Consider the following 25,117-nt stretch of genomic DNA (forward strand, 5'->3'; position numbering starts at 1 on the left):
TTTTCGTGAGCGAGGGGCAAGTCGGCAGAAGGCATGTTGGCAAGGCCGTGCTTATCGCAGGCCCGACCGCCAGCGGCAAGTCGGCGCTGGCGCTCGAGCTTGCGCTCGCTACGGGCGGCGTCGTCATCAATGCCGATTCCATGCAGGTTTATGGCGACCTCCACATCATCACCGCGCGCCCGACACATGGCGAGGAGGCGCGGGTGCCTCATCGCCTGTACGGCCACGTCGATGCGGCCGTCAATTTTTCGGCCGGTGCCTGGGTGAACGACGCGGCGAAGGCGCTCGAAGAGGCGAAAGCCGAAGGCCGCCAGCCGATCTTCATCGGCGGCACCGGGTTGTATTTCAAGGCGCTGACGGCGGGCCTTTCCGTGGTACCGTCGATCCCTGCCGAGGTACGCGAGGACGTTCGGGCGCGGCTGGAGCGGAACGGCGTCGAGGCGCTGCACGCGGAACTCGCGCGTCGCGATCCGCGGGCGGCCGAGCGATTGAACCTGCGCGACCGCACGCGCATTGCGCGCGCGCTCGAAGTGGTCGAAGCCACCGGCCGTTCGCTACTGGACTGGCACCATGAGGGCCAGCCGCCGCTCTTGCCCAGGGACAGTTTTCGCGCGGTGTTCCTCGCGCCCGAGCGCGACGAACTCTATGCCCGCATCGACGCCCGCTTCGACGCCATGTTAGGGGCCGGCGCACTGAAGGAGGTCGAGCGTCTCGCCGCCCGAAACCTCGATCCGCTGCTGCCGGCGATGAAGGCTCACGGCGTGCCGGCCCTGATCCGGCATTTGCGCGGTGAGCCCAGCCTGGAGCAAGCGGCCACAATCGGCCGCGCCGACACCCGCCATTACGCCAAGCGGCAGTTCACCTGGTTCCGGCACCAATTGCCGGAGTTCGAGTGGGTCAAGCCGGAGGAGGCGAGGGGCTGGCTCGCGGCGATCGTGAACGCGGCACGGGACTCGGGCTGACGTGCTTTTGTGCCTCGGCTCCCATATTTACCGCTCGCCGAACTCCGGGAACGCCGCTACACTGCCTAAATCGCGCGGGAACGGCCACATTGCCTTGACATCGGGGCGTTGGTCGCTATGTTTCGCGCAACCTTTGGGAAGCTGGGCACCTGCCATGCGTAACATTATTACCAAACTTCTTATCGCCGTCGTACCCAGGCACACCGCCGGGGGTGGCTAGCTGCCATCCACATGACAGGCGGTGTGCATGGGGCCCTCTTCGGGGCCTTTTTTATTTCCCGAACCCGACACGAACGAAGCCGCTGACAACAGCGCATCCGGAGCAAGCCAATGAGCGACAAGAGCCACGATCCGAACCAGATGACCGGCGCCGCGATGATCGTCCGCGCGCTCATCGATCATGGCGTGACCGACATTTTCGGCTATCCAGGCGGCGCCGTGCTTCCGATCTACGACGAGATCTTCCAGCAGAGCGAGGTCCAGCACATCCTGGTCCGCCACGAGCAGGGCGCGGGCCACGCCGCCGAAGGCTATGCGCGTTCGACCGGCAAGCCGGGCGTCGCGCTGGTGACCTCCGGCCCCGGCGCCACCAACATGGTGACGCCGCTGACGGATGCGCTGATGGACTCGATCCCGCTGGTCTGCATCTCCGGCCAGGTGCCGACGCATCTGATCGGCAATGACGCATTCCAGGAATGCGACACCGTCGGCATCACGCGCCCCTGCACCAAACACAACTGGCTGGTGCGCGATGTCAACGATCTCGCCAAGGTGCTGCACGAGGCGTTCTACGTTGCGACTACGGGGCGACCGGGCCCGGTGCTCGTCGACGTCCCCAAGGACGTGCAGTTCGCGACCGGCACCTATCATCCGCCGCGCAAGTCCGACGTGCATCGCTCCTACGCGCCGCGCGTGAAGGGCGATGCGACGCAGATTCGCAAGGCCGTGGCGCTGCTCGCCAATGCCAAGCGCCCCGTGATCTACAGCGGCGGCGGCGTCATCAATTCCGGCCCCGAGGCGACCAGGCTGCTGCGCGAGCTGGTCGAGGTCACCGGCTTTCCGATCACCTCCACGCTGATGGGTCTCGGCGCGTATCCCGCGTCGGGCAAGAGCTGGCTCGGCATGCTCGGCATGCACGGCACCTACGAAGCCAACATGACCATGCATGATTGCGACGTCATGCTGTGCGTCGGTGCGCGCTTCGACGACCGCATCACCGGCCGCGTCGATGCGTTCTCGCCGGGGTCGAAGAAGATCCACATCGACATCGACCCGTCCTCGATCAACAAGAACATCCGCGTCGACGTGCCGATCATCGGCGACTGCGGCAACATCCTCGGCGACATCCTCCAGGTGTTCAAGGCGGAGGCGAAGAAGCCCGACGTCAAGGCGTGGTGGCAGCAGATCGCGCAGTGGCGCGCCCGCAACTCGCTCTATTTTAGAAAGAGCAACGACGTCATCCTGCCGCAGCACGCGATCCAGAGCCTGTTCGAGGCGACGCGCGGCAAGGATACCTACATCACCACCGAGGTCGGCCAGCACCAGATGTGGGCGGCGCAGTTCTTCGGTTTCGAGGAGCCGCATCGCTGGATGACCTCGGGCGGTCTCGGCACCATGGGCTACGGCCTGCCGGCCGCGGTCGGCGTGCAGGTGGCCCATCCCGACAGCCTCGTCATCGACATCGCGGGCGATGCCTCGGTGCAGATGACGATGCAGGAGATGTCGACGGCGGTGCAGTACGAGCTGCCGATCAAGATCTTCATCCTGAACAACCAGTACATGGGCATGGTGCGGCAGTGGCAGCAGCTGCTCCACGGCAACCGGCTGTCGCATTCCTACTCGGAGGCGCTGCCGGATTTCGTCAAGCTCGCGGAGGCCTATGGCGGCGTCGGCTTCCAGGTGCACAAGCCTGCCGACCTCGATGGCGCCATCCAGGAGATGATCTCGGTCAAGCGCCCGGTGCTGTTCGACTGCCGCGTCGCGGCGCTGGAAAATTGTTTCCCGATGATTCCCTCCGGCAAGGCGCACAACGAGATGCTGTTACCGGAGCAGGCCAACGACGAAGCCACCGCAAAGGCGTTCGCCGGCGGCAAGGCGCTGGTGTGAGCGCGATGTTCGACCTGAAGGAGCTCGAACGCGCACATGCGATCGTGGGGCAGGCGGTGCCGGCGACGCCGGCATACGCGTGGCCGCTGCTCTCCGAGCGGCTCGGCACACAGGTCGTGGTCAAGCATGAGAACCACACGCCGATTGGCGCCTTCAAGGTGCGCGGCGGGCTGGTCTATCTCGAACGTCTGAAGCGCGAGCAGCCCAACATTCCGGGCATCATCTCGGCGACGCGCGGCAACCACGGCCAGAGCCTCGCGTTCGCGGCAAGCCGTCACGGCGTGCCTGCGGTGATCTACGTGCCGCGCGGCAACTCGGTCGAGAAGAACCGCGCGATGCAGATGTTTGGCGCCGAGCTCGTCGAGCATGGCGAGGACTTTCAAGCTGCGCGTGAGGAGGCCGGCCGCCGTGCGCAGTTCGCTGGGTTACACATGGTGCCGTCGTTCCATACGGATCTTGTTCTGGGTGTGGCGACCTATGCGCTCGAACTGTTCAGGACTGCACCGGATCTTGACATCCTCTATGTGCCGATCGGGCAGGGCTCGGGCATCTGCGGCTGCATCATGGCGCGAGATCTGCTGGGCCTGAAGACCGAGATCGTTGGCGTGCAATCGACGGAGGCGCCGTCCTACGCGCTGTCGTTTGCGGCAGGCCACGTCGTGACGACCGAGACCAGCAACACGCTCGCGGACGGCATGGCGACGCGGATTCCCGATCCGGAAGCGCTCGCCATCATCCGCAAGGGCGCTTCGCACATCGTAGAGGTCACCGACAACGAGGTCGCCGCCGCGATCCGCGCCTACTGGACCGACACGCACAATCTCGCCGAAGGCGCCGGCGCCGCCGCGCTCGCCGCGGCGCTTCAGGAAAAGACGAAACTGTCGGGCAAGCGCGTCGGACTCGTGCTGTCCGGCGGCAATATCGATTTCGATCTGTTCCGCGATTGGGTCGGGACGGATGCGCCGGTCGCCCTTCGGGCGACGGCGTAACGACGAGAATAGAGGGGACGACAATGAACCAACCCGCATCCGCCTATTTCATCGAGGAGCGCCACGATCCGAACGAGACGCACACGCTCTCGGTGCTCGTGCAGAACGAGCCCGGCGTGCTCGCGCGCGTCATCGGCCTGTTCTCGGGGCGCGGCTACAACATCGAGAGCCTCACCGTCTCGGAGACCGAGAGCCAGAAGCATCTCTCGCGCATAACCATCGTCACCACCGGCACGCCGATGGTGATCGAGCAGATCAAGCATCAACTCGATCGCATGATCCCCGTCTATCGCGTCGTCGACATGACGCTGACGAAACGCTCGATCGAGCGCGAGCTGGCGATGGTGAAGGTGCGCGGGCAGGGCGAGCATCGCGTCGAGGCGCTGCGGCTGGCGGATGCGTTCCGCGCCCGCGTGATCGACGCCACCACTGAGAGCTTTGTGTTCGAGATCACAGGCAATACCGACAAGATCAACCAGTTTATCGACCTGATGCGTCCGCTTGGCCTCGTCGAAGTGTCGCGCACCGGCGTTGCCGCGATCGGCCGCGGGCCCGAAGGGATGTGAACCATGCTGGCGCGCGACTGGTACTATAACGAGCGGAACCGGATGGGCATCGGGCCCGCCGTGGCGTCGATCTACGACAGCCACGACGACGCCGATCTGCGGTCGCGCGCCGCGCTGAAAATGCTCGGGGTCCAACGCGGCTGGCGCATCGCCGACATCGGATGCGGCAACGGCGTGCTCGCGACCGAGGCGGCGCTGTTGGGTGCCGAGGTCGACGCCATCGACATCTCGCCCGCGATGCTGGCGCTCGCCGAGATCTACGCACGCGACCGCAAGGCCCCCGTGCGCACACAGTCTGCCGGCCTGCTCAGTTTTGCCTACCGGCCGGAATCCTATGACCTGATCGTCAGCGAGTTCACGCTGCACCATCTGCCGGATTTCTGGAAGGCGGTGGCGATGTCGCGGATCTATCGCGCGCTCAAGCCCGGTGCGACCTTCTATTTGCGCGACATCGTTTACGCCTCGATGCCCGATGCCGTCGAGCGCGACGTCGAGCAATGGGCCGACTTTGAGATCAAGAACCACGATGTCTCGCGTGACAGCGTCGTCACCCACATGCGCGACGAATATTCCACTTTTGGCTGGGTCATGGAGCGGATGCTGACCGATGTCGGCTTCACAGTGGTCTCGGCCGATTACCACGCCCCTATGCACGGCACTTATCTGCTGCGGAAATCCAATTCTTCCACGTAAAGGCCGGCGAGCAAGACTAGACGACAACAACAGGGCTGCACGACAAGGCAGAACCGGGAACAACAATGAAGCCGGCCGACATCCTCATCGCCATCCTGGTGGCGATCATCTGGGGGCTTGCCTTCGTGGCGAGCCGGATTGCGCTCGACGAATTTTCGCCGGAGCTTATGACGGCGATGCGCTTCACGATTGCCGCGGTGCCGTGCCTGTTCATTCGCAAGCCGAAGATTGCCTGGTCGCTCCTGATCGCCATCAGCTTCACGCTCTTTCTCGGCCAGTTTCTGAGCCAGGCCTACGGCATCGCCCATGGCGTGCCGGTGGGGTTGACCAGCGTCGTCGTGCAGAGCCAGGCACTGTTCACGATCGGCCTTGCCGCGATCGCATTCGGCGAGCGGCCGACGCCGGCGCAGACGCTGGGCATCGTCATCGCAGCCGTCGGTCTCCTGATGATCTGCGGCACCGTTGGTTATGATTTCAGCGTCGGTGCCTTCGCCGTGCTGATGATCGCGCCGGTCAGTTTTGCGATCGGCAATATCCTGTTACGCGGTGCTCGCGGCGTGCCGATGTTCGATCTGTTCGCCTGGTTGTGTCTCGCCACCGCGATGCCGCTGTTCGCGCTCACGCTGGTGGTCAACGGACCGGCGCCGACCTGGCAGTCGCTGATCCACATGTCGCTCACCGGCCTCATTTGCCTGCTGGTGATCGGCGCCATCTCCACCAGCATCGCCTATTGGCTGTGGGGCCGGTTGCTGCGTGACTATCCCGCGGCGCAAGTGGTGCCGTTCGCGCTTCTGGTGCCGTTCGTCGGCTCGGCCGCGTCGAGCATCGTGTTCGGCGAGAAGTTCGGCCCGTTGCGGCTTGCCGGCATGCTGACCGTGGTCGGTGGCATCGCGGTGATGGTGCTGGCGCGGCGCCCGCGGGCGCTGGCCAAGGTCGCGTGAGGTGAACATGTCTCAGTCGCTGCTCTACGCCTTCATCATCTTCGCCCTCGTGATGTTCTTCACGCCGGGGCCGAACAACATCATGCTGCTGTCCTCGGGACTGACCTACGGCTTCCGTCGCACCATCCCGCACATCGCCGGCATCACCATCGGCTTTGCCTTCATGGTCGGCGCAGTCGGCCTCGGTCTCGGCACGGTATTCCTGGCCTATCCGATCCTCCAGACCATCCTGAAATATGCCGGCGCCGCTTATCTGATTTACCTGGCCGCGGTCATCGCCTTCTCCGGCGCGGCTAAGCCGGGCGAAGGGAGCGCCCGCGGTCCGATGACCTTCTGGGGCGCCGCCATGTTCCAGTGGATCAATGCCAAGGGCTGGGTGATCGTGATCGGCACCATCACCGCCTATGCGGCAATCGCCCAATTCCCGCTCAACATCGCGATCCAGACCCTGATCAGCCTGCTCGTGGGCACGGTCTCGACCGTGGTCTGGGCCTTTTTCGGCACGGCATTGCGGCCGGTCCTGACCTCCGAGCGGCTGGTCCGCGCCTTCAATATCCTGATGGCGATCCTGCTGTTGACGTCTCTCTACCCCGTTTTCATGGATGCATGATGTCGCGGATTTCCATGCAGAATCGGGTTTCCCAGTGGGCTGAAAATGCTCTAGACAGCCTCCGAAATCCGCAAATTTCAGCGTCCAAGACCTGAATGACAAGCCCTGACGGACAAGCCCTGACTGACGAGATCTGACCAACGGCCGATTCCGGCCCCTGAATGAGGAAACGACCATGCGTGTTTATTACGATCGCGACGCCGACCTGAACCTGATCAAGGGCAAGAAGGTCGTCATCGTCGGCTACGGCAGCCAGGGCCACGCCCATGCGCTCAACCTGAAGGACTCCGGCGTCAAGGAAGTGACGATTGCGCTCCGTAAGGATTCGGCCTCGGCCAAGAAGGCGGAAGCCGCCGGCTTCAAGGTGATGGAAGTCGCCGAGGCCGCCAAATGGGCCGACCTCGTCATGATGCTGACCCCAGACGAACTCCAGGGCGACATCTATCGCGAGCACCTGCACGACAACATGAAGAAGGGCGCCGCCCTCGTGTTTGCGCACGGTCTCAACGTCCACTTCAATCTGCTCGACCCGCGCGCCGATCTCGACGTGCTGATGATCGCGCCCAAGGGCCCCGGCCACACCGTGCGCTCGGAGTATCAGCGCGGCGGCGGCGTGCCCTGCCTGATCGCGATCGCCAAGGACGTCTCGGGTAACGCCCACGACCTCGGCCTGTCCTACGCCTCCGCCGTCGGCGGCGGGCGCGCCGGCATCATCGAGACCACCTTCAAGGAAGAGTGCGAGACCGACCTGTTCGGCGAGCAGGTCGTGCTCTGCGGCGGCCTGGTCGAGCTGATCAAGGGCGGCTACGAGACGCTGGTCGAGGCCGGCTACGCGCCGGAGATGGCCTATTTCGAGTGCCTGCACGAGGTGAAGCTGATCGTCGACCTGATCTATGAAGGCGGCATCGCCAACATGAACTACTCGATCTCCAACACCGCCGAGTACGGCGAGTACGTCACCGGCCCGCGCATCGTCACCGCCGAGACCAAGGCCGAGATGAAGCGTGTCCTTGCCGACATCCAGGGCGGCAAGTTCGCCCGCGACTGGATGCTCGAGAACAAGGTCAACCAGACCTCTTTCAAGGCGACCCGCGCCAAGCTCGCCGAGCACCCGATCGAGGAAGTCGGCGCCAAGCTGCGCGACATGATGCCCTGGATCAAGAAGGGCGCGCTGGTCGACAAGTCGAAGAACTAAGTCGCCGTCGTCCAGACGCGGCGTATCGTTTACGCCGCGTCGGGATACGGGAGCGAAACACAAGCTTCGCTCGCCAAACCAATTCTTAAACCTTCGCGACTATGTCTGAGCGGGATCGCAAACAGCGGTCTCGCTCTTTTCGTCTCGCGCGAAGCATTGCTGCTTCATTCAAATTCTTCGCGAGCTGAAGTGCTGCCTGAGCACGAAGAACTGACGCTTAAACCACATTCTTGGTCTCGCGTGGTTTTTCAAAATCTTTCAGAAGCGCGTGAACGCCGAAAGCCTAGCGTCTTCAGGGGTAAGGATTCGGCTCTTCACCCGCATTGTGAAGGCGCGATCCATCCCGCGCCGCGACGTTCGCGCGCCGCTTCATCTTAAGAACTGACATCTGCGGCGCCCCCTTGAGTGTCGGGCGGCATTGCGCACTGACGTCTTTGTCCTACATGATCGCGGGAACTGTTGGGGGGAAAGACCATGCGATCCGTCGTCGTCACCGGCGCGTCCACCGGCATTGGCTGGGCCACTGCAAAATTGCTGATCGGGCGCGGCTATCGCGTCTTCGGCAGCGTCCGCAAGCAGGCGGACGCCGACCGGCTCAACGGTGAGTTTGGCGCGAACTTCACCCCGCTGCTGTTCGATGTCACCGATGAGGCTGCCGTGCTGGCCGCCGCACGAGAAGTACGCGAGATGCTGGGCGGCGAGACGCTGGCCGGTCTGGTCAACAATGCCGGTGTCGCGGTCGCCGGCCCCGTGCTCGAATTGTCGGCCGACGATTTCCGGCGCCAGATGGACATCAACGTGATCGGCCCTGTGATCGCGACGCAGGCTTTCGGGCCGCTGCTCGGTGCCGACCTGTCGCTGAAGGGGCCGAAGGGACGGATCGTGATGATCAGCTCGGTCGCGGGCAAGAACGGCAATCCGCTGTCGGCGCCCTACTGTACCTCCAAGCACGCCGTCGAGCGGTTATCGGAAAGCCTGCGCCGCGAACTGATGCTGTTCGACATCGACGTCATCATCGTCGCCCCGGGCGCGGTCAAGACGCCGATCTGGAGCAAGGCCGAGCAGATCGATCTCTCCGTCTACCAGAACTCGCCTTATCTGCCGGCGCTGAACAAGGTCAAGGCGTTCATGATGAAGCTCGGCGAGACCGGGCTGCCGGCCGAGCGGATCGCTGAGGTCGTTCTCGAGGCGCTCACGACTGAGAGACCCAAGGTTCGCTACCAGATCACGCCGGACCGGATGCGACATTTGATGACGGCTACGCTGCCCAAGCGCGTGGTCGACCGCATCATCGCCAAGCGTCTCGGGTTGCTTCCACAGGGCTGACGTTCAGCTCGCCTCGGCCGTCTGTCCGCGCGGCCGAGCGGCCATCGCGACCAGGCGCAGCGTCATCACTGCGATCAGCGGAATGAGAAACGCGGCATAGAGCGGCATCGCCGGCACGCGCTTGCCGAACGACACCACGAACTGGAACCAGAGATAGTATCCGCCCGTAAGGTGCAGCGCGCGCCAGGCGTGCGGCCCGAGCAGCGCGGCGGTGCGGTCGAACGAAGTCGCGCTCATGGCGATGATGGCGGCATAGCCGATGCCGCCGAAGATGTAGGAGGCCGCCGAGGTGGCCTCGGCAAAGCTTGCCGGATCCATCCTGGCGAACGCGACGATCGCAACCGCGTGGATGGCGTGGGAGGTGGCGAAGCTCAGGCCCAGATAGCGCCGGTTGCGCCACTGCCAGCGCGTCCAGGCGCTGGGCCACAGCCGTGCCAGTGCCGCGGCACTGAAGGCAAGGCAGAACAGCAGGAGCGAACTTCTTGCCGTAAAACGGATCACCATCCGCGCGCCCTCGACCTCGAACTGCCGCATCGAGGCAATCCACAGGCTGAGTGCGATCAGGCTCAATGCGAGGACGGCAAGCAGCCGCCAGCCTTCAAACCAGCTTTGGCGTTGTGACATGCGATTTGCTCCATTATGTAATCACCGATTACATTTCGCTTGGCTGCGCGGTCAATGGTGTAATCGCTGCTTACATTCACGTTCGGGTGATGCTAGGAAGCTCCATGCCTGCCCGACAGCCGGCCAAGCCGCGCGCTCGCCGTAACACCTCTGAAGTCCGGCCCTATCACCACGGCGATCTCCGCCGCGTGTTGATCGACGCTGCGCTGCAATTGGCGGCGGAGGGGGCCGAAATCTCGGTGCGCGAGGCCGCACGCCGGGCCGCGGTTTCGCCGGGCGCGCCGTTCCGGCACTTCCCCAACCGCGACGCGCTCATGTCAGCGGTGGCTGAGGAGGCGCAGCGGCGCTTTCGTGCCGAGATCGAGGTGGCGCTGGACCAGGCACCGGCCGCCGACCCGTTTGGCCGCTTCCGCGCCTTCGGCCTCGCCTACGTGCGCTGGGCGAGGCGCAATCCCGCGCATTTCGAGATCATCTCCACCGGGCGCTATTTCGCCCATAGCAGCTCGGCGGAGCTGACGCGCGACAATGCCGAATTGATCGCGCTGACCGAGGGAATACTGATTGAGGCGGCAAAGCAGGGCCTGCTGCGGTCGGCCGACCTAAAGCGCATCCAGATCGCCGGCCGCGCCCTGGTCTATGGTTTTGCCAGGATGAATCTCGACGGCCACCTTCCGCGCTGGGGCGTGGAGGAGGGCGAGATCGAGCGGATGGCGGAAGGGGTCATCGACCTGTTCATCGCCGGGATTGCCAAACCCTAGCGCGCCTGCCGGCCCTCAGGGTGAGGAGATAGAGTTGGCCGTGCGGCGCTTCGCCGCTCACCAACAATAAGCAAAGGTCGGATCGCCGCGCGCGTTGCTTGTCCTTGACCGTTCCGTTACAGTTTTGTGACACGGTGCAGGCTTCCGGCTGCGTCGGACGCCTTCGCGTTTTTCAAACGCGAGACGCTTGGCATCACCCGCCGGACTAAAGTTTAGCGTGTCGTCGATGCCGCCCGCGCCCAATCCAGGTCCTTCTGCCGCGACCGCCGTGCTGGCGAGTGTCGCCGCGCTCGGCATCTGGCGGCTGCTCGCGGTTGCGGCGCCCCATCTTGCCGCGCTCGCACTGATGTACGAGACCGAGACGGATTTCGGCGCGCGGCTCTCCTTCGTGCTGGCCTGGGGCATCCTCAACTTCTTCTGGATCGCGCTGCTGCGGCGGCCGGCGCTGTCGGGTGCATTGTCGCTGACCATGGTCGTGGTGCTGGTGCTGCTGTCACGCCTGAAGCACGACGTCGTGCAGATGACAGTCAATTTCATCGACCTGATGATGATCGACCGCGACACGGTGGCGTTCCTGTTCACGATCTTCCCGAATTTGCGCTGGTCGGTGGTCCTGGCGGGTCTCGTCACGCTGCCGCTGATGTATGCGCTGTGGTGGCTCGATCCGTTCCGCATCCGCAGGCTGCCGGCGCTCGCCTCCATGCTCGGCTGCCTCGCCGCGCTGGTCGGCTATTCGCTCTATCATCCGGACGAGGCCTGGCGCGGCTATTACGACGACGGCTATCTCTCGAAATTCTTCCGTTCCGGCGTCAGCGCGGTCTCCGATTTCGCGCAATACGGCTTCATGGAGTCGGCTGCTTCGACCAACGAACGGCTCAACATGCCACTGGTCGATGCGTGCCATCCCGCGGGCCGCCGGCCGAACATCATCATGGTCCATGATGAATCGAGCTTCGACATCCGCGCCGCGCAGGGCATCAAGGTGCCGCAAGGCTATGGCAGCCACTTCAAATCCTGGGACGGCAAGGAGCGCACATTTCTGGCCGAGAGCAATGGCGGGCCGAGCTGGTTCACCGAATACAACGTGCTTGCGGGCCTTTCCTCGCGTTCGTTCGGCCGCTTCGCCTATTTCGTGACGCGCATCGCGACAGGCCGTGTCGAGCGCGGCCTGCCGCTGGCGCTGCGCCGCTGCGGCTACGACACGATGTCGCTCTATCCTGCCTATGGCGGCTTCATGGCCGCGCGCAGCTTTCAGTTGACGACCGGCGTCGAACGATTCTTCGATTCCAAGGATCTCGGCGCCAAGGATGTCGAGCCGGATAGCTTCTTCTACGACAAGGCGCTCCGGCTGATGGGTGAGCGGACGCCGAACAAGCCGCTGTTCACCTTCATCTATCTCGGTGCCAATCATTTCCCCTGGGAGACGCGCTTCCGCCCCGACCTGCTGCCGAACTGGCGCGCGCCGGGCAATATGCCGTCCATCGACGAATATCTGCGCCGACAGGCGATGAGCGCCGAGCAGTACAAGGCTTTCCTCGCGGGCCTGAAGAAAAATTACCCCGGCGAACCATTCCTGATCGTGCGCTACGGCGATCACCAGCCGGAATTCGCGCCTGGTATCCTCGAGCCCGGGCTCGACGAAGGTGCTCTCGGCAAGAAGCTCGACGCCTACGACCCACGTCTCTACGCGACCTATTACGCGATCGACGCCGTCAATTTCGAGCCGGTGAAGAGCGGGGCCGTGATGGACACGGTCGACGGCCCGTATCTGCCGCTGGTCATCCAGGAAGCCGCGGGCATCCCGCTCGATCCGTCTTTCGCCGAGCAGAAGGAGATCATGCTCCGCTGCAAGGGGATCTTCTACGGCTGCAAGGACGGCGCCGAGGCGCGCCGGCTGAACCGGCTGCTGATCGATGCGGGGATGATCCGGGGGCTGTAGTCTTCGTCACCGTCATCCTGAGGTGCCGGAGCGTAGCGGAGGCCTCGGAAGGATGCGCGGCCCGGCTGCATCGCGGCCGTTCATCCTTCGAGGCTCCTCGCGCACTGCTTCGCAGCGCACGCCTCGTACCTCAGGATGACGGGACATACGGCAAAACCTACTTCCCCACCTTCTCCCACAGCCACTTCGCCACCGCATCCGGCGACGAATTCGCGTCATTGCCGGCGGCGCGCAAATTGGCTTCCCGCATGGTCGCGATGTCGATCTTGCCGAGCAGCGGCTTCAGCGCGGCCTGCAGCCGCTCGTCGCCGGCGCGCTTCGGGGCCAGCAGCAGGATCGCATCGTAGGGCGGGATCGCGTGCCGGGGATCGTCGAGCGCAACGAGATCGTATTTTGCGATCAGCCCGTCGCTGGTGTAACCCGCGATGACATCGACCTCGCCGCTGGCGACGGCCGCATACATGAAGTCCGGCTGCATCTGGCGCTGGGCGCGGAACGAGAGGCCATAGGTCTTTTGCAGCGCCGCCCATTCGGGCCGCGAGAAAAATTCATAATCGCCGGCGATCGACAGGGACGACGCATGCGCGGCGAGATCGGCGATGGTGCGGATGCCAAGTGCCTCGGCGCGCTTCTTCGGGATCACCAGCGCATAGGCATTCTCGAAACCGAGCTCGCCGAGCAGCGTGATGTTGTCCTTCGCGAGCGTTGTTTTCAGCTCCGCCAACAGTTCCGCACGCGGCTTGATGTCCGTGCGATGAAGTTGATTGGCCCAGAGCGTGCCGGAATAATCGACATAGAGATCGATATCGCCGGCTTTCAACGCCTCGAAAATCACGCTTGAGCCGAGGCCGGATCGTGAGACGGCGGAAAGACCGGCCGCCTGAAGCCGGTCCCTCATCAACGCCGACAGCACGTATTGCTCGGCGAACGTCTTGGCACCGACGACATAGCTCTGCGACGAGCGCCCCATCGTCGGTACCAATGTTGCGACGACCAATGCCGCGATCCCGGCCGCGCCAAGCGCTGTACGCACGCGGCTGCGCCGGCGCAGGCCGCTCTCGATCAGGCCGAGCAGTTGATCGACGGCGAGCGCCAGCAGGGCGGAAGCAAAGCAGCCGAACAGAACGAACACCCAGTTCTGGGTCTGGAGCCCGGCAAAGATGTAATTGCCGAGGCTGGTCTGCCCGATCGGGGTCGACAGCGTCGCGGTGCCGATCACCCAAACTGCGGCGGTACGGATGCCCGCCATCATCACCGGAAGGGCCAGCGGCAGTTCGACCATCACCAGCGACTGCCGTGCGGTCATGCCGACGCCCTTCGCGGCCTCGATCAGCGCGGGATCGATGCCGTTGAGGCCGGTGATGCCATTGCGCAGTACCGGCAGCATCGAATAGAGCGCGAGCGCCAGCATCGCCGGCAGGAAGCCAAACGCCGAGAACGAGACGCCGAACCAGGCCAGCGTCACGGAGGCCGTAAGCAGCAGTAGCGGATAGAACAGCGCGAGCAGTGCCAGCCCCGGCACCGTCTGCACGATGCTTGCGAGCGCGAGCAGGACAGCGCGCGGGGTGGGGCGGTTGCGCGTCATGATCGCCAGCGGCAGGCTGACGATCAGGCCGAGCGCGAGCGCGGCCAAACTCACCCGCACATGGTTGCCGAGATAGTCGGGCAAATGCGCCAGCGCCTCGCCCCAGCGCGGATCAGACAACAGGCTCATGCCGCACCGCTCTGTGGCAGCAGCGCGTTCAGCCTTTCGACCTGGCGTCGCGGCGTCCGCAGCAGCTCCAGCACGTAGGCGTCACTGGTTTTCGAGAGCTCCACTGGCGTGCCCTGCGCGAGCAGCCTTCCGCTGCGCATCACCGCGATGCGGTCGGCGAGCAAAATCGCTTCCGTCATGTCGTGTGTGATCATCACGGTGGTCAGGCCGAGCCGGCGGTGCAGCTCGCGAAAATCGTCGCCGAGCGCATCGCGGGTGAGAGGATCGAGCGCGCCGAAGGGCTCGTCCATCAGTACGATGCGGGGCCGTGCCGCAAGCGCCCGCGCCACGCCGACCCGCTGGCGCTGGCCGCCCGAAAGCGCGTCCGGCAGCCGGTCGCGATGCGCGGCCCGATCGAGCTGCACGAGTTCGAGCAACTCATCAACTCGCGTTGCGATATCTCCCGCCGGCACGCCGAGCAGCTTCGGCGTGATCCCGATATTGTCGGCGACGCTCAGATGCGGGAACAGCCCGCCGCTCTGGAAGACGTAGCCGATGCGGCGCCGCAGCGCGACCGGATCGGCGGATTGCACGTCGTCGCCCTCGACCGTGATCGTGCCCCCATCCGCCTCGATCAGGCGGTTGGCGAGCCGCAGCAGCGTCGTCTTGCCCGAGCCCGAGCCGCCGACGACGGCCACAAACTCGCCTTCGGCGATGTCGAGTGACACATCGTCCACGGCCTTGAGCGCGCCGAAGCTCTTGGTGACATGGGCATAGCGAATCATCGGCCTGGACGGCATCGGGCGGGGGCTCACTGCGCTGACCCACCCGGGAGGGAGGGGATGACGAGGCCTATGCGTACCACGGTTGGCGGCTCGATTGAACTTGGCCGCGCGAGCGGCTAAGGCATCGGACCAAGTTCGGAGGGGACACATGACAACGCCTACGGCAGTGGCGCTGGAAGATGCCAAGGTCGCGTTCCGGCTGGGGGACGGGCGGGTCTATACGGCGGTGGAGAAGGCGCATCTGACGGTCGCGCAGGGCGAGTTCGTCGCCATCGTCGGCCCGACCGGTTGCGGGAAATCGACGCTGCTCAACGTCGCGGCCGGGCTGCTGAAGCCGGCTGCCGGGAGCGTCAAGATATTCAACCAGCCGCTCGCCGGGCTGAACCGGGATGCCGGCTATCTGTTCCAGGCCGATGCGCTGTTCCCATGGAAGACCGCGCTGGACAACGTCGCGATCGGGCTCGAAGTCAGCGGCACGCCGCGCAGCGAGGCGCTGCCGCGGGCGCAGAAATGGCTGACCTCGGTCGGCTTGGGCGCCTTCGCCGGCCGCTATCCGCATATGCTCTCGGGCGGCCAGCGCAAGCGCGTGGCGCTCGCGCAGGTGCTGATCCGCGATCCAAAGATCCTGCTGATGGACGAGCCGTTCGGACCGCTGGATGCGCAGACCCGACAGGTGATGGGCAACCTCCTGCTCGACCTCTGGAACGCCGACCGCAAGGCCGTGCTGTTCGTCACCCATGATCTGGAAGAGGCGATCGCGCTCGCCGACCGCGTCGTGATCATGTCGGCGGGGCCGTCCTCCCGCATCATCGGCGACTGGCGCGTGAGCCTGCCGCGCCCGCGCGACATTTTTGAAGTCCGGCTGGACAAGGAGTTCCATGCGCTTCATCGCGAGATATGGAGCGTGCTCAAGGACGAGGTCATGAAGGGCTATGCGCAGTCCACGCAAGCGGCGGAGGCGGTCTGATGTCGCGCGTCACGCTGCTTGCGCTGCAAATCCTGGTCGCCATCGTCTGCCTCGTGCTGTGGCAATTGCTGACGACCGTGCCCGTGTTCGGCAAGATCCTGCTGCCGCCGTTCTTCTTCTCCAACCCGGTCGATGTCTTCGCCCAGATCGTCAAGTGGTTCTCGTCCGGTGTGATCTGGAGGCATCTCGGCATCACGCTGACGGAATCGATCCTGGCCTTCGTGATCGGATCGGCCGGCGGCGTGCTGGTCGGCTTTTGGTTCGCGCGCCAGCCGCTGGTCGCCGCCGTGTTCGATCCATACGTGAAGATGGTCAATGCGCTGCCGCGCGTCGTGCTGGCGCCGATCTTCGCGCTGTGGCTTGGGCTTGGTATCTGGTCCAAGGTCGCGCTCGGCGTGACGCTGGTGTTCTTCATCGTGTTCTTCAACGTCTATCAGGGCGTGAAGGAGGTCAGCCGCACCGTGCTCGACAACGGTCGCATGCTCGGCATGAGCGAGCGGCAGTTGATGCAGCACGTCTATTGGCCGTCGGCGCTGTCGTGGATGTTCTCGTCGCTGCACACTTCGGTGGGCTTCGCCGTGGTCGGCGCGGTCGTCGGCGAATATCTGGGATCGGCGGCGGGGCTCGGCTATCTGATCCAGCAGGCTGAAGGCATATTCGACGTCGCCGGCGTATTCGCCGGCATGTTCGTGCTGTCGGCCTTCGTCATCCTGATCGACTTTGGCGTCACGCTGGTCGAGCGCCGTCTGCTGGTCTGGCGGCCGACCGTGGATGAGCGCGGCTAATCTACCTCGATTGCCTGCTGACTTTTATGTGATGGGCTGGCCGGAATAGAACGCGCGCCCGCGCGTCATACCCCCATGCAACCACCCGCATGGGAGTTCAGGATGCCCCGGTCACAGTTTCTCCTCGTCGTTGCGGCGCTCGCAGGCAGATGCCGGAGGCCAAAGCCCGGTTTCGGTACGGCGCTCATTTGCGCGCGCATTCTCGTCGCATTCGCGCTTCCTTCGCTTGTGCTCGCGCATGAATCTCATCCGGCAGTCCCACCGGCTGCGCTGAGTACGAAAGAGCGTGCGTTCCTGGAAAAAAACGAAGCCGCGATGACCAAGATGATGAATGATATGGCGGCCAAACCGACCGGCGATGTCGATCGCGACTTCGCCGCGATGATGATTCCGCATCATCAGGGCGCGATCGACATGGCGATCATCGAATTGCGTTACGGCAAGAACGAGCAGCTGCGACGCATCGCGCAGGAAATCATCGTCGACCAGATGCAGGAGATCGCGGCGATGAAGCTGGCGATCGGCGAGCCGGCGACGGAGACGACGCCGGCTCCGACGCAGCCGTCGGCTGTTCCCGCCGCAAACGTTCATCAACATCCGGGCATGCAGATGGATATGTCCGCCGGAATGAAGAAGTAGGAGCCGCAGATGACGGCGTCGCAAAGCAACATCATGAAGAGCACTTTTCTGGCAGCCACCATGCTTGCCACCGGTTCCGTCGCATGGGCTGGGCAGGCGCCGGGCGCGCTGTCCGCGCCCGATATTCCGATCAGCCACCACGACCGCATCTACGCGGCGGAGCAGTTCTCGAATACGGTCTCGGTCACTGATCCCGTCGACAACAAGCTGCTTGGTGTGATCCGGCTGGGCGACCCGCAGCCCGGCAATTTCAGCCCACTGTACAAGGGCCAAGTCCTCGTGCACGGCATGGGCTTCTCGCCCGATCACAAGACGCTTGCCGTGGTGTCGATCGGCTCCAATTCGGTGACGTTCATCGACACCGCGACCAACGCGGTCAAGCACACGACCTATATCGGGCGGTCGCCGCACGAGGCGTTCTTTACGCCTGATGGCAAGGAGGTCTGGGTCACCATTCGCGGCGAAAACTATGTCTCCGTGATCGATGCGAAGAGTTTTGCGGAGAAAGCCCGCATCGCCACCCCGAACGGGCCGGGCATGCAGATATTCTCCCCCGACGGCAAATACGGCTACATCTGCTCGTCCTTCAACCCCGAGACCGATGTCGTCGCGGTCGCCGAGCACAAGATCATCGCCAGGGTGAAGCAGGAGAGCCCCTTCTGCCCGAACATCGCGGTGACGCCCGACGGAAATCAGGTGTGGTTCACGCTGAAGGACATCGGCCGGACCCAGGTGTTCAATGCCAAGCCGCCGTTCAACCCGATCAAGACGATCGACACCGGTCCGATTACAAATCACGTCAACTTCGCGCACACCGCCAAGGGGACCTTTGCTTACGTGACCATTGGCGGACTGAACGAGGTGAAAGTATTCCGCACCGACGATTTCTCGCAGGTCGCAACGATCCCGGTCGGCAATCTGCCGCATGGCATCTGGCCCTCCGGCGACGGCACGCGCATCTATGTTGGGCTTGAGAATGCCGACGCCCTCGCGGCGATCGACACCGCGACCAACAGTGTGGTGGCGAATATCGCGATCGGCCAGGCGCCGCAGGCGATCGCTTATGTTCCGGGAGCGGCGCCCGACCCGGATGATCGTCAGAACTTGCAGGCCCTCGGCATTGCCGGCCAGGTCGCCTATCTGTCGCTCGCCTCTAGGGACAGTTCGAAGGACGGCAAGGCGCCGACCAGCGTTTCGCTGTTCGACCAGGGCCTGATTCAGATTTTGCAGGCCTCGGTGACGGGCCTTCAGCCCAAGCAGAAATATGTGCTTGCACTGGCGGAACGCAGCGACGGGAGCGGGCCGCTGCAACCGCTGGCGGCTTTCATGACCAATCCGGCCGGATCGGCCATCGTCAACGCGGCCGGCCCGATCCGGCAGATCGTCGACCCGTCCGCCGTGGCAGGAAAGCGATATCTGGTGATTGCTTCCGGAGACGCGGCCGGGCCCGGCGAAGCGGTCCAGATCGAGACGCAATGACCCGCCGGAGGGCGGCAACGAAGATCGGGCGGAGCGCCTCATGAAGGATATGCTGGTTCAGGTCGAGCCGCTGATCCCCGCGCTCCGTCGTTATGCGCGGGCGCTCGTACGCGATCGCGCGGCTGCCGACGATCTGGTTCAGGATTGCCTGGAGCGCGCCGTCACCCGCTGGCATCAGCGGCGCGACGGCAGCGTGCGCGCGTGGCTGTTCACCATCCTCCACAATCTGGCGGTCACGCAGTTCCGTCAAGCAACAGCGCGGGGCAGGCATATGCCGATCGACGATGCAGGCGAGAGTGAGCTCGTCAGCGCTGCCGCGCAGGAGCACAGGGTGATCTATCAGGATGTCCTGAACAGGCTGGCGAAACTTCCGGAAGAGCAGCGGGCTGTATTGCTGCTTGTTGCCGTCGAGGATCTCTCCTACGCCGATGCTGCGGCGGTGCTGAATATCCCGGTCGGGACCGTGATGTCGCGCCTGTCGCGTGCGCGAGAAAGGCTACTTCAGGAGATGGACGGCATTGCACCGGGGAATGTCGTGGCATTGCGGAGCATGAAATGAGCCAGCGGCCGATCACGGAGGATGATCTCCACGCCTATGTGGACCAGGCGCTCGAGCCCGAGCGTCGTGCAGAGATCGCATCCTATCTGGACGATCACCCTGACATCGCGGGGCGCGTCGCCGCTTTCGCCGCCCAGCGCGAGCAGTTGCGCGGCGCGCTGGCGTCGATCGCCGACGAACCATTGCCGTCCGCGCTGAACCTGTCGCGCATCATTGAGCGCCGGAAGCGGCGTCCCTTGCGGGCGTGGGCGGCGATAGCGGCGCTGTTGCTCTTGAGCATTGGCGGTCTCGGCGGCTGGACCATGCGCAGCCTGTTGCAGGATGGTTCGAGCGGACTGTCTGCGTTGGCGCAGGAGGCGGCTTACTCCTACGGAGTCTACGCTCCGGATCGCGTACGGCCGGTCGAGATACGAGCTTCAGACAGTGCCGAGCTGACGCAATGGGTCTCCAATCGGCTGAAACAGCCGGTCAAGGTGCCGGACCTTGCTGTCTCCGGCTATCGGCTGATGGGAGGACGCCTCGTTGCGACCTCGCATGGTCCGGCCGCGATGTTTATGTACGACGACGATCACGGCGACCGTCTTGTCGTGCTGACACGTCCGATGAGCAATCCCAGGCAGGATACGCCGATGCTGCCGCAATCGACCGGCAATATTACGGGCTTCGCCTGGGCGGACAGGGGTATGGGCTATACGCTCGTCGCCCAGCTTCCAGCGGACACGCTCAAGCCGATCGCGAACGAGATCCGGAAGCAGGCGCGCCCGATCTAGCCCGGATTTCAAGAACGGCCCGCGCATTGGCGCGAGCCCGGAAGCGCGATGGGTCAGTCCAGCAGCTTGGTGTCGTCGGGCGCCTGCGGCGGTGTCTTGATCGCGATCGCCTTGACCTGTCCGCTGATCGGCTTGGTGCCGCCATGCGGCGTCCCCTTCGGGATGATGACGAGGTCGCCCGGCTTCACCGTGACTTCCTTATCGCCGAACCAGATCGTGCCGGTGCCCTCTAAAATGTACTGGATCTCGTTGGTGTTGGGATGCATGTGCTTGGGCACATTGCCGACCTGGATCGAGATGGTGGCGCCATCGGCGCTTGCGAACGTCTTGGAACGGTAGCCGACACTGTTGGCATTCCCGAGTGCGTCGCCCTCCATCTCGGCGGTGTGAATGATCTGCGGGGCGATGTTCTCGGCGGCGAGCGCCGGCCGCATCAGGTGGGTTGCGCCGCACCCGGCGGCGAAGGCGGCGACGAGCGATAGCGTGATGGCCAGGCGATTCATGGGTAGTCCTCCCCGTGCTGATTATTATGCGAGCGATGGTATGCCGCCGGTACTTGCTTGACCAGCGGTCGGAAAGTCGCCGTCTCAAGGGCCGCATGCTGCTTTGCGGTGATCGGCCGATATGGTCGGCGTTCCCAGCGTTGCGCGTTTGCCACAGGGATTTGAAATAGGCGGCCATATTCGCGGGGCTGATCGACTTTAGTCGCCTGATTTGAATAACATGCCGCCAACGCTTGGATCGCTTCGGCGTTATTTTTGATGAGCGTTTGAGGAATATTTTGCGAATTTTCAGGTCTTGTCTGGGAATGCCTTTCGGTGGCTGCCGAATGTCGGGGGCTGTGTTCTTGGCGGCGATGTTGCCGCTGATGCTTTGGCCGATGGACGCTGCGAATGCGCAGTGCGTCGGTTTCCCGGTCCAGACCAATCAGACTTGCACCAATGGCGGGACGCTCGCTGATACCAGTATTCGGGGCATTGGCAATGTCGGCTTGCAGGATCTGGGGACGCTAAGTCTGACCAACACCGCGGCCGGCGTGATCTCCAGCAGCGGCTTCAGCAGTCTGGGCATCTTCGCCAATCAGGATTTGAACCTGACGAATTCAGGAAGTGTCGCTGCCGCGGGTGCTGCCAACAGCGCCGTTGCGGTGGGACGGGATGCCACCATTAGCAATTCCGGGATCATCCAGGCTGACGATGGTATGAGTAACGCTATTGTGGCTACGCGCGACGCCAACGTAATTAACTCCGGCACGATTTCGGCCAACGGTGCCCAAGGCACCGGTATTATCGCCAGTCGAAATGCCTATGTGATCAATTCCGGAAGCATCCTGACCGACGGCCCCGATGGCTTCGGTATTTTCGTCGATCTGCACACTGCGACCGTTATCAATTTCGGGGTCATCTCGGCCAATGGAAGCGGCGGCATCGGCATTGTCTCCGGCGAGACCGTCCTTGCGACCAATTCCGGCACCATCTCGGTGAACGGCGTCAGCGGCATCGGTATCAAGAGTTATCAAGACGCCAGTTTGAGCAACTCCGGAATCATCTCGGCCGGGGACGGCGGTCGCGGTGTCCTTTCGATTCGAGATGCCACCGTAGCCAATACCGGCACGATCACTGCTTCCAGCACTGGCGTCGCCATTCACGCGCTGCGGAATGCCGCCGTGACCAATTCGGGGCTCATCAGAGCCAACGATACCGGCGGCACCGCCATTGCCGCCACCCAGATCGCCGACGTCAACAACTCAGGGCTCGTCCTGGGAAATCTGTTCGCCATCTCTGCAACGACCGCAAACGTGGTCAATTCCGGCACCATTTCGGTCGGCGGCTTCACCGCGCGCGCGATCCGCGCTTTTCAGGATGCCAACGTCACCAATTCCGGAGTCATTTCGGGCACGATCGCGGGCACGGTTGGAATTTCTGCGGGCCGAGACGCCAACGTGGTCAATTCCGGCACCATCTCGTCGTCGGGCGTCGGTACCGGCGTCGGTGCCGGTCGAGATGCAAATGTATTCAATTCCGGGTCCATTCTGGCTGACGGTCTGTCCGCTACAGCTATCATCGCCGTGCGAGATGCAAATGTGACGAATTCGGGCGTGATCGCTGCCAATGGACCCTCCGGCGTCGCGATCATCGGTCTTCAGAACGCCCATGTCGTCAATTCCGGAATCATTTCGGCGAATGGTACGGGCGGCATTGCCATTTTAGTCGATCAGCACAATGCCACCGTGATCAATTCCGGCACCGTCTCGGCCGGCGGCTTCGGCATTCAGGCCTTTGGCTCCAGCAATTTGACTAATTCCGGGATCCTCAGCGGGCGGCTCGCCGCGCTCCAGTTCGTGGGATTGTCCGACACGCTCACCGTGCAGCAGGGATCGCGCATCATCGGCGCCGTCAATCTTGGCGGCGGCGGCGACACCGTCAACATGCGGGCGGTCAACCAGAACCTCACCTTCGATACGCTGGCCGGCGCAACGGTGAACGGCACGGTGCCTTACGTGGTGTCGGGCAACCGGATCGCCTCGGTCGATCCGTCCTCGTTTGCAACGGCCGGCAGCGTGCTTGCCGACTTCTCGCGCAGCGTCTCTGCGATCGTGCCGGCATTCGACAGCGTGATGGCATCCGGTGGCGGCGTGTCCGCATTCGCTGCGCCCGATAGCGGCATGTCGGGCATCGCCGATGCCTTTGCCGGCATTCCCGGCCTTTCGGCCTATGCCTCGGACGAGGTTGCCTACAAGAGTCCGACCGCGGTTTATGCCGACGGCACCGCCGTGTGGGGCAGAGGGTTTGGCGGACGGCATGTGCAGGCTGCCGATGGCCTGCTGTCGCGCAACGTCACGACCTGGTATGGCGGTGCGATCGGCATCGACAAATCGCTGCGGCCGGATTTGCGGCTCGGCCTGTTCGTCGGCGCGGGCAGCACCCATAACCGCCTCGATCTGAACGGCGACGCCACCGACAGCAATCTCGCATTTGGCGGAGCCTACGCGCGCTACACGTCGGGCGCATCGTTCCTCAATGCGGCGCTGCAGGGCGGGGCCCTGCACAGTTCGACGTCTCGTCTGGTCAACAACAATCTCGTGGCTAATGGGTTGGAGACGGCGACCGCGGGTTACACCGGCTGGTACGTCAGTCCCGAACTGACATGGGGCCATCGCTTCGCGCTCGGAACGCTGCTCGATTCGCACTACGCGCTGACGCCGAACGTGCAGGTCCGTTACCTCTATGCCGGTTTCGACGGCTATACCGAGACCGGTACCACCGCGCCGTTGACGGCCGGCGGCCGCAATACGCAAAATATCGAGGAGCGGGCCGAGCTGAAGTTCATCCGAACCACGCAGATATCCCCGGCATCGCTGCTAACCATCCACCTGTCCGGCGGGGCGCTCGGTTTGCAGCGGGTCGGTGGCGATACCGTCAACGCCACCTTGCTCACGCAGCCGCTCGCCTTCACCGCACCGGGCGCGGGCAATGTCTGGGGTGGTTTCGGTGGCCTTGGCGTGGAATGGCAGTCGCGCAACGTGTCTCTTTTCGCTGCGGCCGAATATCTCGCGTGGAACAATTCGGGCTCGATCGTCAGCGGCCGGGGCGGCCTCCGCATTGGCTTTTAGTCTATCGTAGGCACGGCATCTTCTCAGGCGGCGCACGCTGCTCTATCGTGCGCCTCGAATTGAGACCGGGAGGAAACCATGAAGAAACTGTTTGGCCGGCTCGCCGGCGCGTTGCTCGCGCTGACGCTCACCACCGGTCTTGCCGCGGCGCAAAGCAAGATCACGATCGCCATCGGCGGCGGCTCCTGCCTGTGCTATCTGCCGACGGTGCTGGCCAAGCAGCTCGGCGAATACGACAAGGCGGGTCTCAGTGTCGAACTGGTGGACCTCAAGGGCGGCTCGGACGCGCTCAAGGCCGTGCTCGGCGGCAGCGCCGACGTGGTCTCCGGCTATTTCGACCATTGCGTCAACCTCGCCGCCAAGAAGCAGGAGCTCCAGGCTTTCGTGGTCTATGACCGCTATCCCGGCCTCGTGCTGGTGGTTTCGCCCTCGCACACCAACGAGATCAAGTCGATCAAGGATCTCGCCGGCAAGAAGGTCGGCGTCAGCGCGCCCGGCTCCTCCACGGACTTCTTCCTCAAATACATGCTCAAGAAGAATGGGGTAGATCCCGCCAGCGCTGCCGTGATCGGCGTCGGCCTCGGCGCCACCGCGGTCGCCGCGATGGAGCAGGGCCAGATCGACGCCGCCGTGATGCTCGATCCCTCCGTCACCGTGCTCCAGGGCAGTCACAAGGATCTTCGCATCCTCAGCGATACCCGAACCCAGAAGGACACGCTCGAGACGTTCGGTGGCGAATATCCGGGCGGTGCGCTGTACTCGACCGCGGCCTGGGTTGCCGGCCACGAAAAGGAGACGCAGGCGCTGACCAACGCGATCATGGGCACGCTCGCCTGGATCCACTCGCACTCGCCCGAGGAGATCATGGCGAAGATGCCGGAGGAGACGGTCGGAAAGAACAAGGACCTCTATCTCGCGGCGCTCAAGAACACGATTCCGATGTTCTCCGAGACCGGCAAGATGGATCCGAAGGGCGCTGACGCCGTGCTCGCGGTGTTCAGCGCTGGCTCGCCCGAAGTCGCTAACGCCAAGATCGACGTCAGCAAGACCTTTACCAACAAATATGTCGAGCAGGCCAAGAAGACCACGGGGAGCGCCAAATAACTGACGCGAAGGCG

At 63.9% G+C, this 25,117-nt stretch carries 24 protein-coding genes; 19 read left to right on the forward strand and 5 right to left on the reverse strand.

The features are described from left to right. Positions 1 to 5: 5 nt before the first annotated feature. From miaA to ABIB00_RS13515, 9 genes are all read left to right on the forward strand, one after another. The gene (miaA, locus tag ABIB00_RS13475) at positions 6 to 962 is read left to right on the forward strand and encodes a tRNA (adenosine(37)-N6)-dimethylallyltransferase MiaA (protein ID WP_354104664.1); all 957 of its coding nucleotides are present in this window, start codon (positions 6 to 8) and stop codon (positions 960 to 962) included. A gap of 330 nt (positions 963 to 1,292) precedes the next feature. After that, entirely contained in the window at positions 1,293 to 3,068 is a 1,776-nt protein-coding gene (locus ABIB00_RS13480) for an acetolactate synthase 3 large subunit (protein ID WP_247442363.1), read from the forward strand. 5 nt (positions 3,069 to 3,073) lie between these two features. Beyond that, positions 3,074 to 4,057, forward strand: a complete 984-nt coding sequence (locus ABIB00_RS13485; RefSeq protein ID WP_354104665.1) for a threonine dehydratase — start codon at positions 3,074 to 3,076, stop codon at positions 4,055 to 4,057. 23 nt (positions 4,058 to 4,080) lie between these two features. Next, entirely contained in the window at positions 4,081 to 4,623 is a 543-nt protein-coding gene (ilvN, locus tag ABIB00_RS13490) for an acetolactate synthase small subunit (RefSeq protein WP_007613340.1), read from the forward strand. Between the two features lie 3 nt (positions 4,624 to 4,626). After that, positions 4,627 to 5,316, forward strand: coding sequence for a class I SAM-dependent methyltransferase (locus tag ABIB00_RS13495; RefSeq protein WP_354104666.1), 690 nt, complete (start codon positions 4,627 to 4,629; stop codon positions 5,314 to 5,316). Between the two features lie 65 nt (positions 5,317 to 5,381). Next, entirely contained in the window at positions 5,382 to 6,257 is an 876-nt protein-coding gene (locus ABIB00_RS13500; RefSeq protein ID WP_247341347.1) for an EamA family transporter, read from the forward strand. Between the two features lie 7 nt (positions 6,258 to 6,264). Then, complete coding sequence (locus tag ABIB00_RS13505) at positions 6,265 to 6,867, forward strand: LysE family translocator (protein WP_354104667.1); 603 nt, start codon at positions 6,265 to 6,267, stop codon at positions 6,865 to 6,867. Between the two features lie 175 nt (positions 6,868 to 7,042). Further along, a complete protein-coding gene (ilvC, locus tag ABIB00_RS13510) occupies positions 7,043 to 8,062 on the forward strand; it encodes a ketol-acid reductoisomerase (RefSeq protein WP_247341352.1) in 1,020 nt (339 codons plus the stop codon). Positions 8,063 to 8,536: 474 nt separating this feature from the next. Further along, on the forward strand, positions 8,537 to 9,388 hold the full coding sequence (locus ABIB00_RS13515) for an SDR family oxidoreductase (protein ID WP_354104668.1): 852 nt from the start codon (positions 8,537 to 8,539) through the stop codon (positions 9,386 to 9,388). 3 nt (positions 9,389 to 9,391) lie between these two features. On the opposite strand, the gene ABIB00_RS13520 is transcribed toward ABIB00_RS13515, so the two are convergent. Beyond that, positions 9,392 to 10,012: a hypothetical protein gene (locus ABIB00_RS13520; RefSeq protein WP_354104669.1), complete on the reverse strand. Its 621-nt coding sequence runs from the start codon at positions 10,010 to 10,012 to the stop codon at positions 9,392 to 9,394. A 188-nt stretch (positions 10,013 to 10,200) separates the two neighbouring features. On the opposite strand from ABIB00_RS13520, the gene ABIB00_RS13525 reads away from it, so the two are divergent. Together ABIB00_RS13525 and ABIB00_RS13530 are read left to right on the forward strand one after the other, a co-directional pair. Then, entirely contained in the window at positions 10,201 to 10,770 is a 570-nt protein-coding gene (locus ABIB00_RS13525; protein ID WP_354104670.1) for a TetR/AcrR family transcriptional regulator, read from the forward strand. Positions 10,771 to 10,996: 226 nt separating this feature from the next. After that, positions 10,997 to 12,709 carry a sulfatase-like hydrolase/transferase gene (locus ABIB00_RS13530; protein WP_354104671.1) on the forward strand — a complete coding sequence of 571 codons (1,713 nt, stop codon included), beginning with the start codon at positions 10,997 to 10,999 and terminating at the stop codon, positions 12,707 to 12,709. Positions 12,710 to 12,866: 157 nt separating this feature from the next. Here ABIB00_RS13530 and ABIB00_RS13535 read toward each other — a convergent pair whose 3' ends face one another. Further along, positions 12,867 to 14,423 (reverse strand): glycine betaine ABC transporter substrate-binding protein, encoded by a 1,557-nt coding sequence (locus ABIB00_RS13535; RefSeq protein WP_354104672.1) that lies wholly within the window; start codon positions 14,421 to 14,423, stop codon positions 12,867 to 12,869. Next, complete coding sequence (locus ABIB00_RS13540) at positions 14,420 to 15,202, reverse strand: ATP-binding cassette domain-containing protein (protein ID WP_354104673.1); 783 nt, start codon at positions 15,200 to 15,202, stop codon at positions 14,420 to 14,422. The genes ABIB00_RS13535 and ABIB00_RS13540 overlap by 4 nt, the downstream gene beginning before the upstream one ends. A 133-nt stretch (positions 15,203 to 15,335) precedes the next feature. On the opposite strand from ABIB00_RS13540, the gene ABIB00_RS13545 reads away from it, so the two are divergent. Together ABIB00_RS13545 and ABIB00_RS13550 are read left to right on the forward strand one after the other, a co-directional pair. Beyond that, the gene (locus tag ABIB00_RS13545) at positions 15,336 to 16,154 is read left to right on the forward strand and encodes an ABC transporter ATP-binding protein (protein ID WP_247341368.1); all 819 of its coding nucleotides are present in this window, start codon (positions 15,336 to 15,338) and stop codon (positions 16,152 to 16,154) included. Then, positions 16,154 to 16,939 carry an ABC transporter permease gene (locus tag ABIB00_RS13550; protein ID WP_247442345.1) on the forward strand — a complete coding sequence of 262 codons (786 nt, stop codon included), beginning with the start codon at positions 16,154 to 16,156 and terminating at the stop codon, positions 16,937 to 16,939. The genes ABIB00_RS13545 and ABIB00_RS13550 overlap by 1 nt, the downstream gene beginning before the upstream one ends. 111 nt (positions 16,940 to 17,050) lie before the next feature. Here ABIB00_RS13550 and ABIB00_RS13555 read toward each other — a convergent pair whose 3' ends face one another. Next, positions 17,051 to 17,179, reverse strand: coding sequence for a hypothetical protein (locus ABIB00_RS13555; RefSeq protein ID WP_354104778.1), 129 nt, complete (start codon positions 17,177 to 17,179; stop codon positions 17,051 to 17,053). Here ABIB00_RS13555 and ABIB00_RS13560 point away from each other — a divergent pair. The 4 genes from ABIB00_RS13560 to ABIB00_RS13575 are packed head-to-tail and all read left to right on the forward strand — an operon-like array spanning position 17,168 to position 20,386. Continuing rightward, complete coding sequence (locus ABIB00_RS13560) at positions 17,168 to 17,578, forward strand: DUF305 domain-containing protein (RefSeq protein ID WP_502917814.1); 411 nt, start codon at positions 17,168 to 17,170, stop codon at positions 17,576 to 17,578. The genes ABIB00_RS13555 and ABIB00_RS13560 overlap by 12 nt on opposite strands. A gap of 9 nt (positions 17,579 to 17,587) precedes the next feature. Next, positions 17,588 to 19,057 carry a YncE family protein gene (locus tag ABIB00_RS13565; protein WP_354104674.1) on the forward strand — a complete coding sequence of 490 codons (1,470 nt, stop codon included), beginning with the start codon at positions 17,588 to 17,590 and terminating at the stop codon, positions 19,055 to 19,057. 40 nt (positions 19,058 to 19,097) lie between these two features. Continuing rightward, positions 19,098 to 19,616: a sigma-70 family RNA polymerase sigma factor gene (locus ABIB00_RS13570; RefSeq protein WP_354104675.1), complete on the forward strand. Its 519-nt coding sequence runs from the start codon at positions 19,098 to 19,100 to the stop codon at positions 19,614 to 19,616. Then, on the forward strand, positions 19,613 to 20,386 hold the full coding sequence (locus ABIB00_RS13575) for an anti-sigma factor family protein (protein ID WP_247341379.1): 774 nt from the start codon (positions 19,613 to 19,615) through the stop codon (positions 20,384 to 20,386). The genes ABIB00_RS13570 and ABIB00_RS13575 overlap by 4 nt, the downstream gene beginning before the upstream one ends. Positions 20,387 to 20,439: 53 nt before the next feature. Here the strand turns inward: ABIB00_RS13575 and ABIB00_RS13580 are convergent, their stop codons facing one another. Beyond that, on the reverse strand, positions 20,440 to 20,889 hold the full coding sequence (locus tag ABIB00_RS13580; RefSeq protein ID WP_354104676.1) for a cupin domain-containing protein: 450 nt from the start codon (positions 20,887 to 20,889) through the stop codon (positions 20,440 to 20,442). Positions 20,890 to 21,215: 326 nt separating this feature from the next. On the opposite strand from ABIB00_RS13580, the gene ABIB00_RS13585 reads away from it, so the two are divergent. Both ABIB00_RS13585 and ABIB00_RS13590 read left to right on the forward strand, forming a co-directional pair. After that, positions 21,216 to 23,999, forward strand: coding sequence for an autotransporter outer membrane beta-barrel domain-containing protein (locus ABIB00_RS13585; protein WP_354104677.1), 2,784 nt, complete (start codon positions 21,216 to 21,218; stop codon positions 23,997 to 23,999). A 78-nt stretch (positions 24,000 to 24,077) separates the two neighbouring features. Continuing rightward, entirely contained in the window at positions 24,078 to 25,103 is a 1,026-nt protein-coding gene (locus ABIB00_RS13590) for an ABC transporter substrate-binding protein (RefSeq protein ID WP_354104678.1), read from the forward strand. The last annotated feature ends 14 nt before the right edge of the window (positions 25,104 to 25,117 follow it).

The sequence above is a fragment of the Bradyrhizobium sp. LB14.3 genome (assembly GCF_040547985.1).
Taxonomy (GTDB): domain Bacteria; phylum Pseudomonadota; class Alphaproteobacteria; order Rhizobiales; family Xanthobacteraceae; genus Bradyrhizobium.